This window comes from Klebsiella sp. MS 92-3, from assembly GCF_000195655.1.
In the GTDB taxonomy this organism is placed as follows: domain Bacteria; phylum Pseudomonadota; class Gammaproteobacteria; order Enterobacterales; family Enterobacteriaceae; genus Klebsiella; species Klebsiella pneumoniae.
This window is the reverse complement of sequence record NZ_GL882773.1, coordinates 1-15,073: the sequence shown is the minus strand read 5'-3', so window position 1 is coordinate 15,073 and position 15,073 is coordinate 1. Positions and strand designations below refer to the sequence as shown.

Here is a 15,073-nt window from a genome sequence, read left to right as displayed (position 1 = left end):
CCCCCCCCCCCCCCCCCCCCCGGGCGGGCGAAAAAAACAAAGAGGCCGCCCCCCCCGGCGCCTGTTTCATCAATTAAGCAGATCTTCACGTAGCAATCAGCCTTTGATCCCGTAATGCTCCAGCATCGCGTCCAGCTGCGGCTCACGCCCGCGGAAGCGTTTGAACAGCTCCATCGGCTCTTCGGAACCGCCGCGGCTCAGGATATTGTCGAGGAACGACTGACCGGTTTCACGGTTGAAAATCCCCTCTTCTTCGAAGCGTGAGAAGGCGTCTGCCGCCAGCACGTCGGCCCACAGGTAGCTGTAGTAACCTGCCGCATAGCCGCCAGCGAAGATGTGGCTGAAGGCGTGCGGGAAGCGGCCCCAGGTCGGCCCCGGCACCACGGCGACCTGCTTTTTAATCTCGGCCAGGGTCTCAAGGATTTTCGCTCCCTGCTCCGGTTTGTACTCCGCATGCAGGCGGAAATCGAACAGGCCGAACTCCAGCTGGCGCAGAATAAACATCGCCGCCTGGTAGTTTTTCGCCGCCAGCATTTTCTCCAGCAGCTCCTGCGGCAGCGGTTCACCGGTTTCATAATGGCCGGAGATAAACGCCAGCGCTTCCGGCTCCCAGCACCAGTTCTCCATAAACTGGCTCGGCAGCTCGACCGCATCCCACGGCACCCCGCTGATGCCGGAAACCCCGGCGGTGTCGATGCGGGTCAGCATATGGTGCAGACCGTGGCCGAACTCGTGGAACAGGGTGATCACTTCGTCATGGGTGAACAGCGCCGGCTTGCCGTTGACCGGGCGGTTGAAGTTACAGGTCAGGTAGGCGACCGGCTTCTGCAGGGAACCATCCAGTTTACGCATCTGGCCGACGCAGTCGTCCATCCACGCCCCGCCGCGCTTATGCTCGCGGGCATACAGGTCGAGATAGAAGCTACCGCGCAGCTCGTTGTGTTCGTCATACAGCTCGAAGAAGCGCACTTCCGGATGCCACACATCGACATCGGTACGCTCTTTAGCGGTAATACCGTAAATGCGCTTAACCACTTCAAACAGGCCGCTAACGGCTTTGTTTTCCGGGAAATAGGGGCGCAGCTGCTCATCGCTGATGCTGTAGAGGTGCTGCTTCTGTTTTTCGCTGTAGTAGGCAATGTCCCACGGCTGCAGCTCATCGACGCCAAACTCGGCTTTGGCGAAGGCGCGCAGCTGGGCCAGCTCTTTTTCGCCCTGCGGACGGGCGCGTTTTGCCAGGTCGGTGAGGAAGTCGAGCACCTGCTGCGGATCCTTCGCCATTTTGGTGGCGAGGGATTTAAACGCATAGCTGTCAAAGCCCAACAGCTGCGCCAGCTCGTGACGCAGGGCGAGGATCTCCGCCATCACCGGGCTGTTATCCCATTTCCCGGCGTTCGGGCCCTGATCGGAGGCGCGGGTGGAATAGGCGCGATACATCTCTTCGCGCAGCGCCTGGTTATCGCAGTAGGTCATCACCGGCAGATAGCTCGGAATATCCAGGGTCAGCAGATACCCTTCCTGCTCTTTGGCCTGCGCCTGAGCCTGAGCGGCGGCCAGCGCGCTTTCCGGCATGCCGGCCAGATCGGCGACATCGGTCACCAGCTTGTTCCAGCCCATGGTGGCGTCGAGGACGTTGTTGCTGTACTGGTTGCCCAGCTCAGAGAGGCGCGCGGCGATTTCACCGTAGCGTTTCTGCGCCTCCGGCGGCAGGCCAATCCCGGATAATTCAAAATCGCGCAGCGCGTTATCAACCGCTTTTTTCTGCGCGGTATTCAGCGTGGCGTAGTTATCGCCATCGCGCAGGTCGCGATAGGCTTTATACAGGCCTTCATGCTGGCCGACCCAGGTGCTGTACTGGGAGAGCAGCGGCAGCGTCTGTTCGTAGGCCTCACGCAGTTCAGGGCTGTTTTTAACCGAATTCAGATGGCTGACAGGCGAGAAGATGCGTCCCAGCACATCGTCCACTTCCGCCAGCGGCTGGCAAAGATTTTCCCAGCTATACGGCGCGCCATGCGCCACCGCGCTTTCCACCGCGGCCCGGCAATCCTCCAGCGCTTTGGTGACCGCAGGGACCACGTGCTCTGGTTTGATCGCAGAAAAAGGCGGCAGGGAGAAAGGCGTCAATAATGGATTGGTCATATGCGCTGTCCTGTTGAAAAGGGTGAATGAAGCGCGCGTCCGGCGCTTATGCATGAGATCTAGAATGGGGGATAGTTGGGGGAATTTCAATGACGGGCGGTGCGTCAGCCTGGGTATTGCTGCGATAAGTCCGCCCGTTGCCGGAAAAGCGCGACACGCAGTGCAGCGTGCCGGAAACCACATTACTGCCTTTTTTGCGCCATCTCCCAGGCCGCCGACAGATTCAGCCGCTGCCAGAATTGCTGTTCGGGGGTGGCGCCGGATAGCGGGTAACCCGCCGGCAGCGCGGTGTTGACCATCAGCGCCCGACGCTGGGCCGCTGACAGATGCGGCAGGGCATCTTCCAGCAGCACTTCCGCCCCCTCCGGCACCTGTAAACGCGGCTGCGGACCCTTCTGCTGCGGCAGATCGTAGGTCATGGTGAAGCGAGAGAAATCACGCATCGCCGGATCGCGCCAGGGATCGTCTTTCACGCTGCTCTTCGCGCACTCGGCAAGCGATGTGCCGCAGGCCTTCGCCAGCGCGGCGCGCAGCTGATCGCGGGCTTCGTTAAATAATACCCGGTAGTGCGGATCGTTAAGATAGTGGGCCACGTTGCGCTCGGCCACCATTCGCGAGCCGATCACGTCCAGCGGGTAGTGGACGCCCAGCACGATGCGCGAGTAGCCATAGCGGGCGCCGCGCGCCACCAGCGCGTCGTAGCGCTCCGGGATCATCGCCGCCAGCAGCAGCGCATCGGTATAGCCGGTGTTGGTGTGGCCGCTGGGGAACGAGCCGCCGTCGGCGGTGTAGGGCTGGTTATCTTTCACCACCACATCGTCAGGCACCAGGTGAATGGTGTTGCCCTGCACCAGAAACGGCCGCGGATTATTGAAGTGCTTTTTCGCCTCGCCGGTGCTGACCTCCGAGGCTTTGATCAACGCTGCCGCTTTCCCCAGCGCGCCCTGGTCATAGGCGGTCAGAAACGCTTTGCCAAGGCGTGGCCCCAGCGCATCGCTGAGGAAGTAGAGGTAGCTAATGCCTTCCGCATCGGCCAGCGCCTGACGGCGCGTGGTCTGCACGGCGTCGCGATTGATGGCGGTCACCGTCGCCAGATTCTGCTTCACGACGGTCTCCGGCAGGGTGCTGAACGCCGACAGCAGCGCAATGCCCGCCTGCTGGTTGGCCCGGGTCTGGAAGTCATAGCCGCTGGCCTTCAGCCAGGCGGTATCGGCCTGAGTTTGGTTTTGTTTGGTGCGCGCCAGCCGATCGCGGGTCAGCGTGGCGGCATTCCCCTGCAGAGCGTGGCGTAGCTGCGCCAGCGCCTGTTGCTCAAGATCGTCATACGCCTGGCTGGAGGCAGCCGGCGTCACGCTATTGGCGAGGGCCGCCGCCCTGTTCAGCGGGATGTCTTTAGCCAGAACCGGTTGCGCCAGCAGCAGCGCGACGGCCAGCAGCGAGAGTTGCCTTTTCATTATTTTTCCTTTTATTCAAATAATTACCTTGCCTGTATCCGACGCTAGCGCGGCCGTTTGACGTTTTTATGACAGCGTTATGTTTTGCAACGCTTTTGGCAGAAATGAAACAGCGCGGCGGCGCAGCGGTAATCTCGGCCGATCTGCGGTAGACTATCGGTTAACTTGTTTACTTCCCGGAATCTCTGCATCCATGCTCAGTTATCGCCACAGCTTTCACGCAGGCAACCACGCCGACGTCCTCAAACACACCGTTCAGAGCCTGATCATTGAATCACTGAAAGAGAAAGAAAAACCGTTTCTCTACCTGGACACTCACGCCGGCGCGGGCCGCTATCAGCTGAGCGGCGAGCACGCCGAACGTACCGGCGAGTATCTTGAAGGCATCGCCCGCATCTGGCAGCAGGACGACCTGCCGGCAGAGCTGGAGCCGTATATTTCGGTCGTAGAACACTTCAACCGTAACGGCCAGCTGCGCTACTACCCGGGCTCGCCGCTGATTGCCCGCCAGCTGCTGCGCGAGCAGGACAGCCTGCAGATGACCGAGCTGCACCCGAGCGACTTCCCGCTTCTGCGCGCTGAATTCCAGAAAGACAGCCGCGCGCGCGTCGATAAAGCCGATGGCTACCAGCAGCTGAAAGCCAAGCTGCCGCCGGTATCGCGCCGCGGTTTGATTCTGATCGACCCGCCGTACGAAATTAAAACCGACTATCAGGCGGTGGTCACCGGGATTAACGAAGGCTACAAACGCTTCGCCACCGGCACCTACGCCCTGTGGTACCCGGTGGTGCTGCGCGCGCAAATCAAACGCATGATCAAAGAGTTAGAAGCCACCGGCATCCGCAAAATCCTGCAGATTGAGCTGGCGGTGCGTCCGGACAGCGACCAGCGCGGCATGACCGCCTCCGGGATGATCGTCATCAACCCGCCGTGGAAGCTGGAGCAGCAGATGAATAACGTGCTGCCGTGGCTGCACAGCAAACTGGTTCCGACCGGCACCGGCCACGCCACCGTCAGCTGGATCGTACCGGAGTAATCGCAACCATCGGTGGAACCTTTTAAGCCTCGCGCTACAATCGCGGCAATCAACGATTAAGGACATATGGGCATGAGCAAACATTATGATTACCTCGCCATCGGCGGCGGTAGCGGCGGTATCGCCTCAATTAACCGCGCGGCCATGTACGGCCAGAAGTGCGCGCTGATTGAAGCCAAAGAGCTGGGCGGCACCTGCGTCAACGTCGGCTGCGTGCCGAAAAAGGTGATGTGGCATGCGGCGCAGATCCGCGAAGCGATTCATCTTTACGGCCCGGACTACGGTTTCGATACCACCATCAACCATTTTGACTGGGAGAAGCTGGTCGCCAGCCGTAGCGCCTATATCGACCGTATTCATACCTCTTACGACAACGTACTGGGTAAGAATAAAGTCGACGTGATCAAAGGCTTCGCGCGCTTTGTCGATGCCCACACCGTGGAAGTCAACGGCGAGATCATCACCGCTGACCATATCCTGATCGCCACCGGCGGCCGGCCGAGCCACCCGGATATTCCGGGCGTCGAATACGGTATTGATTCCGACGGTTTCTTCGAACTGCCGGCGCTGCCGAAGCGCGTGGCGGTGGTCGGCGCAGGCTATATCGCCGTTGAGCTGGCGGGGGTGATTAACGGCCTCGGCGCCGAAACCCACCTGTTCGTGCGCAAACACGCGCCGCTGCGCAGTTTCGATCCGCTGATCGTTGAGACCCTGGTGGAAGTGATGAACGCCGAAGGCCCGCAGCTGCATACCAATGCGATCCCGAAAGCGGTGGTGAAGAATGCCGACGGCAGTCTGACGCTGGAGCTGGAAGATGGCCGCAGCCAGACCGTAGATTGCCTGATTTGGGCGATTGGCCGCGAACCGGCGACCGACAACTTCAATCTGGCGGCAACGGGCGTTAAAACCAACGATAAAGGCTACATCATCGTTGATAAATTCCAGAACACCAACGTGCCGGGCATCTACGCGGTGGGCGATAATACCGGCGCCGTTGAGCTGACGCCTGTCGCCGTGGCCGCAGGCCGTCGTCTCTCCGAACGCCTGTTTAACAACAAACCGGAAGAGCATCTGGACTACAGCAACATCCCGACCGTGGTCTTCAGCCATCCGCCAATCGGCACCGTCGGCTTAACCGAGCCGCAGGCGCGCGAGCAGTACGGCGACGACGCCGTGAAGGTCTACAAATCTTCCTTCACCGCGATGTATACCGCCGTGACCTCTCACCGTCAGCCGTGCCGCATGAAGCTGGTGTGCGTCGGCCCGGAAGAGAAGATTGTCGGCATCCACGGCATCGGCTTCGGGATGGATGAGATGCTGCAGGGCTTTGCGGTGGCCCTGAAGATGGGCGCCACCAAAAAAGACTTCGACAACACCGTCGCCATTCACCCGACGGCGGCAGAAGAGTTCGTCACCATGCGCTAAGACGCGATCGCCGGATGATAAAAAGAAGCCCCCAGGGGCTTCTTTTTTTATGCTCAGGCCACGCCGTTATTGCCATGGCGCATAAACGCCGGGCGCTGATTGAGCGCCATATACCAGCGCTCCACGGCTGGCATCTCCGGATGGGCGAAAGGGGTCATTTTCCAGCGATGCACCGACAGCCCCAGCACGATATCGGCCAGGGTGAAGCGCTCGCCGGCTATCCACGCCCCGGTACGCTGCAGCTGCGCTTCAACAATGCGCACGCAGTGGGTCCAGGCGGCAATACTCTCTTTAATCGCCACCGGATCCTGAAAGCGCGGATCTTTACGCACCAGCCCCATAAAAGCATGGCGCCAGGCAGTGTTAAACTCGGTCGCCTGCCAGTCCATCCAGTGCTCCACCTCGGCGGCGGGCTGCGGTTCGGCGGGCAGCAGATCCCAGCGCTCCGCTTTGCGCGCCAGATAGCGGCAGATACTGTTCGACTCCCAGAGCACGAAGTCATCGTCCAGTAACACCGGCACCAGGCTGTTAGGATTCAGACGCTGAAACTCAGGCGTATCCAGGGGCTTAAATCCGCTGCCGTAATCTTCCTGCTGGTACGCCAGCCCGGCTTCCTCGCAGGTCCACAGCACTTTCCGTACATTAATTGAAGAGCGTTTACCCAGAATTGTTAGCATCGTCAGCGATTCCTCAGCCATAAAAGACAGTTCATTCACTCTACTCTATTGCCAGCCAGCAACAAGGCAGAGCGCTGGATAATGTGTATAGTTGATTCCAGCCTGTTTGCCGAAAAGGAACCCGACATGTTGACCCCTTTTACCGTTTTGATGCCTGCAAATATTCGTTTTGGCCGTGGTCAGGCCGAGAGCGCCGCCCCCTGGCTGGCGCAACAGGGCGGCCCAATCCTGCTGGTGCATGGCGCCAGCCCGCAGCGGGCGGCGTTTCTCCGCCAGCAGCTGGAGGCGCTGCAGCTTGCGGTCACGACGCTGGCGATAAGTCGCGAACCCTGGCTTAGCGATATCGAGCAGGGCGTCCAGCTGGCGCGCGAGAAAGGGATCAGAGCGGTGGTCAGCCTCGGCGGCGGCGCGGTGATTGACGCCGGTAAGGCGATTGCGGCGCTGGTCCCCGCCGCCGGCCCGGTGATCGACTATCTGGAGGTGGTGGGAACGGGCCGTCAGCTGGAAGCCAGTCCCCTGCCGTTCGTGGCGATCCCCACCACCGCTGGCACGGGCGCGGAGGTCACCAAAAATGCGGTGATCAACGTTCCGGAACAGCAGCGGAAAGTGAGCCTGCGCGACGACCGAATGCTGCCTGACCTGGCGATTGTCGACCCGGCGCTAACCGACAACGCGCCGCGGAGCATCACCCTGAGCTCCGGCCTCGACGCCCTGACCCAGGTGATCGAGCCCTGGCTCTGCAGCCGGGCCACTCCCTTCACCGATGCTCTCTGCCAGCAGGCGATCCCGCGGGGAATTCGCGCGCTAAAAATCCTGATGGAACAAGAGTGTCCGGCCAGCCGCGACGAGATGGCCTGGGTCAGCCTGTGCGGCGGACTGGCGCTGGCGAACGCCGGGCTGGGGGTGATCCACGGCCTCGCCGGCCCGCTGGGCGGCCTGAGCCGCGCCTCGCACGGCGCCCTATGCGGCAGTTTGTTGCCGTTTGGCCTGGCGCTCAATGAGTCGCAGATCAACGACCCTGGCCTGCGCCAGCGCGTTAACGATGTCCGCCGCTGGCTGGCCGACGGGCTGGACGTCCCTGTGGATCGGGTCTGGGACAGTCTGCGGGAATGGAGCCATCGCGCTGGCCTTGGCACCCTGCGCGACCTCGGCGTAGCGCGCGATGCGCTGGAACCGGCGGCGCTGGCCGCCAGCACCTCCTCATCGATGAAGGCCAACCCGGTCAGCCTGAGCGGCGAACAGCTGCTGGAGATGCTGGAGGCGGCGTGGGAGTGAGCGCCCCGGGATAAAATTTTGTTGCATAATGAATGCTCCGAATTTCATCTGCGCCAGAATGTACAATTTTTAATTACTTATCAACAGCGTACTTTGAAATGGCAGCTTTTCTTCTCGGCGGAAAAGCGTGATCTCACGCACAGTTTGCTTCACACTCACCGAAGCGACTGTCTACGCTTAATAGACAAGGCCGGGTATGCCCGGCCCCGAACTCACGCTATCCGGAGGTCCGTATCGCTATGTTCAGCCAGAAATTACGCCACGTTGAAGACGACGAGTTAAGGATCGACATCGATCCCTGCTACGAAGCCGATCCGTACGAATTAAAGCTGGATGAGATGATAGACGCTGAACCGGAGCCTGAGGTGATCGAGGGGCTTCCGGCGTCTGATGCCCTCACCCCGGCGGATCGCTATCTTGAGCTGTTTACCAACGTGCAGAAATCACGCATTTTCGCGGACAGCAAAACCTTCCCCGACTGCGCGCCGAAACACGATCCGCTGGACATCCTGCGGAACTACCGCAAGGTCAAACGCCAGCCCGACTTCGATCTGCGGCAGTTCGTTGAGGACAACTTCTGGCTGCCGGAGAGCCAGAGCGACATCTATATCTCCGACCCCAGCCTGACCCTGAAAGAACACATCGACAAGCTGTGGCCGGTGCTGACCCGCGAGCCTCAGGATCATATCCCGTGGTCATCGCTACTGGCGCTGCCGCAGGCCTACATCGTGCCCGGCGGTCGCTTTAGCGAAACCTATTACTGGGACTCTTATTTCACCATGCTGGGGCTGGCGGAGAGCGGCCGGGAAGATTTGCTGAAATGCATGGCCGATAACTTTGCCTGGCTGATTGAAACCTACGGCCACATTCCGAACGGCAACCGCACCTACTACCTCAGCCGCTCGCAGCCGCCGGTGTTCGCCCTGATGGTCGAACTCTTTGAAGAGGATGGCGTGCGCGGCGCGAAGCGCTATCTGGACCATCTGAAGATGGAGCACGCCTTCTGGATGGACGGCGCCGAGTCGTTGATCCCGCACCAGGCGTATCGCCACGTGGTGCGTATGCCGGATGGCTCCCTGCTCAATCGCTACTGGGACGACCGTGACACGCCGCGGGATGAGTCGTGGCGCGAAGACGTGGAGACCGCCCGACACTCCGGGCGGCCCGCCAATGAAGTATACCGCGACCTGCGGGCGGGCGCCGCGTCCGGCTGGGACTACTCCAGCCGCTGGCTGCGGGATATCACGCGGCTGGCCAGCATCCGCACGACGCAGTTTATCCCCATCGACCTGAACGCCTTCCTGTTCAAGCTGGAGACGACCATTGCCAACCTCTCCGGCCTGAAGGGCGATCGCGAGACGGAGACGGCCTTCCGCCAGAAGGCCCAGGATCGGCGGGCGGCGGTCAACCGCTATCTGTGGGATGATGAGAACGGCTGTTTCCGCGATTATGACTGGCGCCGTGAACAGCTGGCGCTGTTTTCCGCAGCCAGTATCGTCACCCTTTACGTCGGCCTGGCGACCCACGAACAGGCAGAACGCCTTGCCGATGCGGTGCGGGCCCGCCTGCTCACCCCCGGGGGGATCATGGCCACCGAATACGAAAGCGGTGAGCAGTGGGATAAACCCAACGGCTGGGCGCCGCTGCAGTGGATGGCGATCCAGGGATTTAAACGTTACGGCCAGGATCCGCTGGGAGATGAGATTGCCTGGAGCTGGCTGCAGACGGTCAACCACTTTTACAAGCAGCATCACAAGCTGATTGAAAAATACCATATTGCCACCGGCGTCCCCCATGAGGGCGGCGGCGGGGAGTATCCCCTGCAGGATGGCTTTGGCTGGACCAACGGCGTGGTGCGCCGACTGATTGGCCTGTACGGTGAGCCAACCTAGTCGGGCTGTTCCCGGCGGCTTTCTCCTGCTATGTTCAGAGGATTCGCCCTGCCCGGAACGACGCTTATGCCTGAACTTCTGACGCCGCGCCTGCGCTGCTCACCGCTGCAGCTGGACGACTGGTCGTTTTTTCTTTCCCTGCAGCAGGATCCGCAGGTCATGCTCTACGTCGCCGATCCCCGACCGCAGGCGGCCATCCGCGAGGCGTTCGATTCGCGGCTGCCGCCGTGGACGCCCGGGGATGAACACTGGCTGTGCCTGGTGGTGCGCGACAGGCTGACCCATACCCCGCTCGGCCTGACCGGCTACCAGCATCATCAGCGCGACATTGCCGAGGTTGGCTTTCTCTTCGCCCCGGCGGCGCAGGGCCGGGGCTACGGCTACGAATCGCTGCGCGCGCTGTGCGACTACGCCTTTACCACCGGCGGCGTGCGCCGCCTGACCGCCAGCGTCACCGCCGGCAACGAGGCGTCTAAGCAGTTACTGCTCAAAGCCGGCTTCCGGCTGGAGGGAGAGCTGCGGGAAAACTACTGGCTCAACGGACGCTGGCACAACGACTGGCTGTTCGGTCGGCTGCGTGGGGAGAGCGATGCGCCGTAGCGCACCGCCGGTCACAGGCTGGGGGCAGTCAGGATCAGAGGAACATCCCGCCCGAGACTTCCACACGCTGCGCGTTCATCCACGCCAGCTCATCGCTGAGCAGGGCGGCGATGGCGTCGCCGATATCATCCGGCAGCCCAACGCGCCCCAGCGCAGTCTGGGCGGCGATATGCCGATTCACCTCGGCGTTATCGCGCACCTCCCCGCCGCCAAAGTCGGTCTCAATGGCCCCCGGCGCGATGATGTTCACCGATATCCCCCGTCCGCCCAGCTCTTTCGCCTGATAGCGGGTCAGAACCTCCATCGCCCCCTTCATCGCGGCGTAGGCCGCATAGCCCGGCAGGGCAAAGCGCGCCAGGCCGCTGGAGACATTGAGGATACGCCCCCCATCCTGCAGGAGAGGCAGCAGACGCTGGGTCAGGAAAAACGGCCCTTTGAACTGGATATTCATCAGCTCGTCAAACTGCGCTTCGCTGGTCTCGGCGAAGGGCGCGTTGAGGCCGATCCCGGCATTGTTCAGTAAATAATCAAAGGTAGTGCGTCCCCACTTCTGCGCCAGCACCTGCGCCACCTCGCTGGTGAATGCGTCGAATGTTGTGGAATCGCCGACGTTCAGCGCTAATGCTGCCGCTTTGACCCCTTTTTGCTCTATTTCCGCCACCACGTCGAGGGCCGCCTGGCGGTTGCTGTGATAGGTCAAAAGAATATCGGTTCCCTTTGCCGCCAGCTTCAACGCGGCGTTTTTACCCAGACCGCGGCTGCCGCCGGTCACTAAAGCGATACGTTGTGTCATCAGAAGACCCCTTTCAGGTTGCGTTGTGATTGTGTTGTAGCTTATTAACTGCTCATGCAACAATAAATACGCTATATTGCGTTTTACTGTTTCAGTAACAACAACAATAGGCGATCGGCATGGATAAAATTCATGCAATGCAGTTATTCATTCGCGTAGCGGACCTGGAGAGCTTCTCCCGCGCCGCCGAGACCCTGGCGCTACCTAAGGGTAGCGTCTCGCGACAGATTCAGGCCCTGGAAAGCCATCTTGGCGTGCGGCTCCTGCACCGCACCACCCGCCGGGTCCAGCTCACCCAGGATGGGATGGTCTACTACGAGCGGGCGAAAGATCTGCTGAGCAACCTCGACGAACTGGACGGCATGTTCCAGCACGATCCGGCGAGCATCAGCGGCCGGCTGCGGGTGGATATGCCGGTCGGTTTTGCTAAAAAAATGGTGATCCCGCATCTGCCGACTTTTTTACAGCAATATCCGGGCATCGAACTGGAGCTGAGCAGCAGCGATCGGCTGGTGGACGTGATCCGCGAGGGGTTTGACTGCGTGGTGCGCGTCGGCGCGCTCAAAGACTCAGGGCTGATTGCCCGGCCGCTGGGCAAGCTGACGCAAATTAACTGCGCCAGCCCGGACTATCTGGCGCGTTTTGGCTATCCGCAATCCCTGGAGGATCTGGCGGATCATGCCCTGATCCACTACGCCAGCACCCTCGGGGTCCGTCCCCCCGGCTTTGAGGTAATGATCGACGGCGCGGTGCGCTGGGTAAAAACCGGCGGCATATTGACGGTCAACAGTACGGAAACCTATCAGGCAGCCTGTATCGCCGGGCTGGGGATTATTCAGGTGCCACGCACCGGCGTGCGCGAGGCGTTACGCGCCGGCGACCTGATTGAGATCCTGCCCCAGTACCGCGCCGAGCCGCTGCCGGTCTCGCTGATCTACCCGCACCGGCGCAATCTCTCCCGCCGGGTAAATCTGTTTATGGAGTGGCTGGGCGGACTGATGAAAGCGTATGTCGATTGAGCGGCGCGGCTGGAAAACGGGCGGCGGGGAGAGGCATTCCTGCAGGATACGGCATTTAAGGTATACTTTTTGCTGAATCTCGCTGTAAAAAAGGAAGAAATTACGTATGACGCCGGAAAACGACGATCGACGCCCGCCACAGGAACCGGATACGCAGCCGGAGAAAAGCAAAAGCACGCTCGAGGCCCTTAATGACACCGCCGTCGGGCAAAAAGCCAGCCAGGCGCTGAAGACCGTCACCGGAACGGCGGCCAAAGTGCAGCGCAACCCGGTGATCGCCCATCTGTTGCGCGCCGCAGAGCGCTTCAATGACCGGCTCGGCAATCAGTTTGGGGCGGCTATCACCTATTTCTCGTTCCTGTCGATGATCCCGATCCTGATGGTCTCCTTTGCCGCCGCCGGCTTCGTGCTGGCCTGGCACCCAACCCTGCTGCAGGACATTTTCGACAAAATTCTGCAAAACGTCAGCGACCCAACGCTGGCGGCCACGTTGAAAAACACCATCAACACCGCGGTGCAACAGCGCACCGCCGTCGGTCTGGTCGGGCTGCTGGTCGCCCTCTATTCCGGTATTAACTGGATGGGCAACCTGCGCGAAGCGATCCGCGCTCAATCGCGCGACGTCTGGGAGCGCCGGCCGCAGGACGAGGAGAAAATCTGGGTAAAGTACTTCCGCGATCTTATCTCGCTGATCGGTCTGCTGGTGGCGCTGATTATTACGCTGTCGATCACCTCCGTCGCCGGCTCCGCCCAGCAGATGATTATCTCCGCGCTGTATCTCGACAACATTGAATGGCTGAAACCCGCCTGGCGGCTAATCGGCCTCGCCATCTCGATTTTTGCCAACTATCTGCTCTTTTTCTGGATTTTCTGGCGCCTCCCGCGCCATCGTCCGCGGCGCAAGGCCCTGTTTCGCGGCACGCTTATCGCGGCGATTGGCTTTGAAATCATAAAAATCGTCATGACCTGGACACTGCCGGCGCTGGTGAAATCCCCCTCCGGGGCGGCGTTCGGATCGGTGCTGGGGCTGATGGCCTTTTTCTATTTCTTCGCCCGCCTGACGCTATTCTGCGCCGCGTGGATCGCCACCGCGGAGTATAAAGACGACCGGCGGATGCCGGGCAAAACCCACCGCTGAGGTATTGCGAGGATGAATAAAAGAGGCAAAATTCATCCTCGCGCTTGATTTCAGCAGATAAATCCAGCATGTAACTTTTATTTAACTCAAAACTGGTTTTATTCTCTATCTTTTTAATTGTGTGAAGCATTTCATAGAACTATTTTTACTGGTGTAAAAATTATCCGCTTTTTGCCTCTTTTTTGCCCATTTTCCGCGTTTGTTACAGATTGAAATGTCCCTGTGGCTGTGGCTATATGGCTTTTCGTTCGCGCAAAAATAAGAAAGATCTATGCAAGCCACAGCCACCACTCTCGAAAACACGCAGGAAACCGCCCCGGTCAACTCACGCAACAAGGTTGTTGTCGCCTCGCTCATTGGCACCGCCATTGAGTTTTTCGACTTCTACATCTATGCCACCGCCGCGGTCATCGTCTTCCCGCATATCTTTTTCCCGCAGGGCGATGCCGCTGCGGCCACCCTGCAGTCGCTGGCCACCTTCGCCATCGCCTTCGTCGCCCGGCCGATCGGCTCCGCGCTGTTTGGCCACTTCGGCGATCGCGTCGGCCGGAAGGTCACCCTCGTGGCCTCGCTGTTAACCATGGGGATCTCCACCGTGGTGATCGGCCTGCTGCCCGGCTATGAAAGCATTGGCATTGTCGCGCCGATGCTGCTGGCGCTGGCGCGTTTCGGTCAGGGCCTTGGCCTCGGCGGGGAATGGGGCGGCGCAGCGCTGCTGGCTACGGAAAACGCCCCGGCGCGCAAGCGCGCCCTGTACGGCTCCTTCCCACAGCTGGGCGCGCCGATCGGCTTCTTCTTCGCCAACGGCACCTTCCTGCTGCTCTCCTGGCTGCTGACCGACCAGCAGTTTATGGAGTGGGGCTGGCGCGTGCCGTTTATCTTCTCTGCGGTGCTGGTGATCATCGGTCTGTATGTTCGCGTCTCGCTGCATGAGACCCCGGTCTTCGCCAAAGTGGCGGCGGCGAAAAAACAGGTCAAAATCCCGCTGGGTACCCTGTTGACCAAACACGTCCGGGTGACGGTGCTGGGCACCTTCATCATGCTGGCCACCTATACCCTGTTCTACATCATGACCGTCTACTCGATGACCTTCAGCACCGGCGCGGCGCCGAATGGCCTGGGTCTGCCGCGTAACGAAGTGCTGTGGATGCTGATGATGGCGGTGATTGGCTTTGGCGTAATGGTGCCTGTCGCCGGCCTGCTGGCGGACGCTTTTGGTCGTCGCAAGAGCATGATTATCATCACCACGATGATTATTTTGTTCGCCCTGTTCGCCTTTAAACCGCTGCTGGGCTCCGGCAATCCGCTGCTGGTCTTCGCCTTCCTGCTGCTGGGCTTAAGCCTGATGGGACTGACCTTTGGCCCGATGGGCGCGCTGCTCCCGGAGCTGTTCCCGACGGAGGTGCGCTACACCGGCGCGTCGTTCTCCTATAACGTGTCGTCGATCCTCGGCGCTTCGGTCGCGCCGTACATTGCCGCCTGGCTGCAGGGTAACTACGGTCTCGCGGCGGTCGGCACCTATCTGGCGGCGATGGCAGCGCTGACGCTGATCGCCCTGCTGCTGACCCACGAGACCCGCCACCAGTCGTTGTGATCCTTCCCCCCCCCCCCCCCCCCCCCCCCCC

12 protein-coding genes are annotated in these 15,073 nt (G+C 60.7%); 8 read left to right on the top strand and 4 right to left on the bottom strand.

Features of this window, described 5'->3' with window-relative positions:
* Positions 1–96: 96 nt before the first annotated feature.
* Positions 97–2,139 carry an oligopeptidase A gene (gene prlC / locus HMPREF9538_RS19335; protein WP_020317218.1) on the bottom strand — a complete coding sequence of 681 codons (2,043 nt, stop codon included), beginning with the start codon at positions 2,137–2,139 and terminating at the stop codon, positions 97–99.
* 182 nt (positions 2,140–2,321) lie between these two features.
* Positions 2,322–3,593 carry an acid phosphatase gene (locus tag HMPREF9538_RS19340; protein WP_009484488.1) on the bottom strand — a complete coding sequence of 424 codons (1,272 nt, stop codon included), beginning with the start codon at positions 3,591–3,593 and terminating at the stop codon, positions 2,322–2,324.
* Between the two features lie 193 nt (positions 3,594–3,786).
* Here HMPREF9538_RS19340 and HMPREF9538_RS19345 point away from each other — a divergent pair, with 193 nt between their 5' ends.
* Both HMPREF9538_RS19345 and gorA read left to right on the top strand, forming a co-directional pair.
* A complete protein-coding gene (locus HMPREF9538_RS19345) occupies positions 3,787–4,629 on the top strand; it encodes a 23S rRNA (adenine(2030)-N(6))-methyltransferase RlmJ (RefSeq protein ID WP_002921269.1) in 843 nt (280 codons plus the stop codon).
* 72 nt (positions 4,630–4,701) lie between these two features.
* Positions 4,702–6,054 (top strand): glutathione-disulfide reductase, encoded by a 1,353-nt coding sequence (gene gorA / locus HMPREF9538_RS19350; protein WP_002921271.1) that lies wholly within the window; start codon positions 4,702–4,704, stop codon positions 6,052–6,054.
* Between the two features lie 53 nt (positions 6,055–6,107).
* On the opposite strand, the gene HMPREF9538_RS19355 is transcribed toward gorA, so the two are convergent.
* Entirely contained in the window at positions 6,108–6,731 is a 624-nt protein-coding gene (locus HMPREF9538_RS19355; RefSeq protein ID WP_002921273.1) for a glutathione S-transferase family protein, read from the bottom strand.
* Positions 6,732–6,857: 126 nt separating this feature from the next.
* Between HMPREF9538_RS19355 and HMPREF9538_RS19360 the strand changes: the two genes are divergently transcribed.
* From HMPREF9538_RS19360 to HMPREF9538_RS19370, 3 genes are all read left to right on the top strand, one after another.
* The gene (locus tag HMPREF9538_RS19360; RefSeq protein ID WP_004889369.1) at positions 6,858–8,006 is read left to right on the top strand and encodes an iron-containing alcohol dehydrogenase; all 1,149 of its coding nucleotides are present in this window, start codon (positions 6,858–6,860) and stop codon (positions 8,004–8,006) included.
* A 239-nt stretch (positions 8,007–8,245) separates the two neighbouring features.
* Positions 8,246–9,898 carry an alpha,alpha-trehalase gene (locus tag HMPREF9538_RS19365; protein WP_004150117.1) on the top strand — a complete coding sequence of 551 codons (1,653 nt, stop codon included), beginning with the start codon at positions 8,246–8,248 and terminating at the stop codon, positions 9,896–9,898.
* Between the two features lie 66 nt (positions 9,899–9,964).
* Positions 9,965–10,498 carry a GNAT family N-acetyltransferase gene (locus tag HMPREF9538_RS19370; protein ID WP_020317220.1) on the top strand — a complete coding sequence of 178 codons (534 nt, stop codon included), beginning with the start codon at positions 9,965–9,967 and terminating at the stop codon, positions 10,496–10,498.
* Positions 10,499–10,532: 34 nt separating this feature from the next.
* On the opposite strand, the gene HMPREF9538_RS19375 is transcribed toward HMPREF9538_RS19370, so the two are convergent.
* Positions 10,533–11,291, bottom strand: a complete 759-nt coding sequence (locus HMPREF9538_RS19375) for an SDR family NAD(P)-dependent oxidoreductase (RefSeq protein WP_009484485.1) — start codon at positions 11,289–11,291, stop codon at positions 10,533–10,535.
* A 119-nt stretch (positions 11,292–11,410) separates the two neighbouring features.
* Between HMPREF9538_RS19375 and HMPREF9538_RS19380 the strand changes: the two genes are divergently transcribed.
* The 3 genes from HMPREF9538_RS19380 to HMPREF9538_RS19390 all read left to right on the top strand — a co-directional run bounded on the left by HMPREF9538_RS19380 (position 11,411) and on the right by HMPREF9538_RS19390 (position 15,042).
* Positions 11,411–12,310 (top strand): LysR family transcriptional regulator, encoded by a 900-nt coding sequence (locus tag HMPREF9538_RS19380; protein ID WP_004145179.1) that lies wholly within the window; start codon positions 11,411–11,413, stop codon positions 12,308–12,310.
* 106 nt (positions 12,311–12,416) lie between these two features.
* The gene (gene yhjD / locus HMPREF9538_RS19385; RefSeq protein ID WP_002921337.1) at positions 12,417–13,448 is read left to right on the top strand and encodes an inner membrane protein YhjD; all 1,032 of its coding nucleotides are present in this window, start codon (positions 12,417–12,419) and stop codon (positions 13,446–13,448) included.
* Positions 13,449–13,719: 271 nt separating this feature from the next.
* Positions 13,720–15,042 carry an MFS transporter gene (locus HMPREF9538_RS19390; protein WP_004150118.1) on the top strand — a complete coding sequence of 441 codons (1,323 nt, stop codon included), beginning with the start codon at positions 13,720–13,722 and terminating at the stop codon, positions 15,040–15,042.
* Positions 15,043–15,073: the final 31 nt, after the last annotated feature.

Excerpts from the sequence above, each read along its gene's own strand:
- HMPREF9538_RS19370 (WP_020317220.1), top strand. The coding sequence starts at position 9,965 with ATGCCTGAACTTCTGACGCCGCGCCTGCGCTGCTCACCGCTGCAGCTG.
- HMPREF9538_RS19380 (WP_004145179.1), top strand. The coding sequence starts at position 11,411 with ATGGATAAAATTCATGCAATGCAGTTATTCATTCGCGTAGCGGACCTG.
- HMPREF9538_RS19340 (WP_009484488.1), bottom strand. The coding sequence starts at position 3,593 with ATGAAAAGGCAACTCTCGCTGCTGGCCGTCGCGCTGCTGCTGGCGCAA.
- HMPREF9538_RS19390 (WP_004150118.1), top strand. The coding sequence starts at position 13,720 with ATGCAAGCCACAGCCACCACTCTCGAAAACACGCAGGAAACCGCCCCG.
- HMPREF9538_RS19355 (WP_002921273.1), bottom strand. The coding sequence starts at position 6,731 with ATGCTAACAATTCTGGGTAAACGCTCTTCAATTAATGTACGGAAAGTG.
- HMPREF9538_RS19345 (WP_002921269.1), top strand. The coding sequence starts at position 3,787 with ATGCTCAGTTATCGCCACAGCTTTCACGCAGGCAACCACGCCGACGTC.
- yhjD (WP_002921337.1), top strand. The coding sequence starts at position 12,417 with ATGACGCCGGAAAACGACGATCGACGCCCGCCACAGGAACCGGATACG.
- HMPREF9538_RS19375 (WP_009484485.1), bottom strand. The coding sequence starts at position 11,291 with ATGACACAACGTATCGCTTTAGTGACCGGCGGCAGCCGCGGTCTGGGT.
- HMPREF9538_RS19365 (WP_004150117.1), top strand. The coding sequence starts at position 8,246 with ATGTTCAGCCAGAAATTACGCCACGTTGAAGACGACGAGTTAAGGATC.
- gorA (WP_002921271.1), top strand. The coding sequence starts at position 4,702 with ATGAGCAAACATTATGATTACCTCGCCATCGGCGGCGGTAGCGGCGGT.
- HMPREF9538_RS19360 (WP_004889369.1), top strand. The coding sequence starts at position 6,858 with ATGTTGACCCCTTTTACCGTTTTGATGCCTGCAAATATTCGTTTTGGC.
- prlC (WP_020317218.1), bottom strand. The coding sequence starts at position 2,139 with ATGACCAATCCATTATTGACGCCTTTCTCCCTGCCGCCTTTTTCTGCG.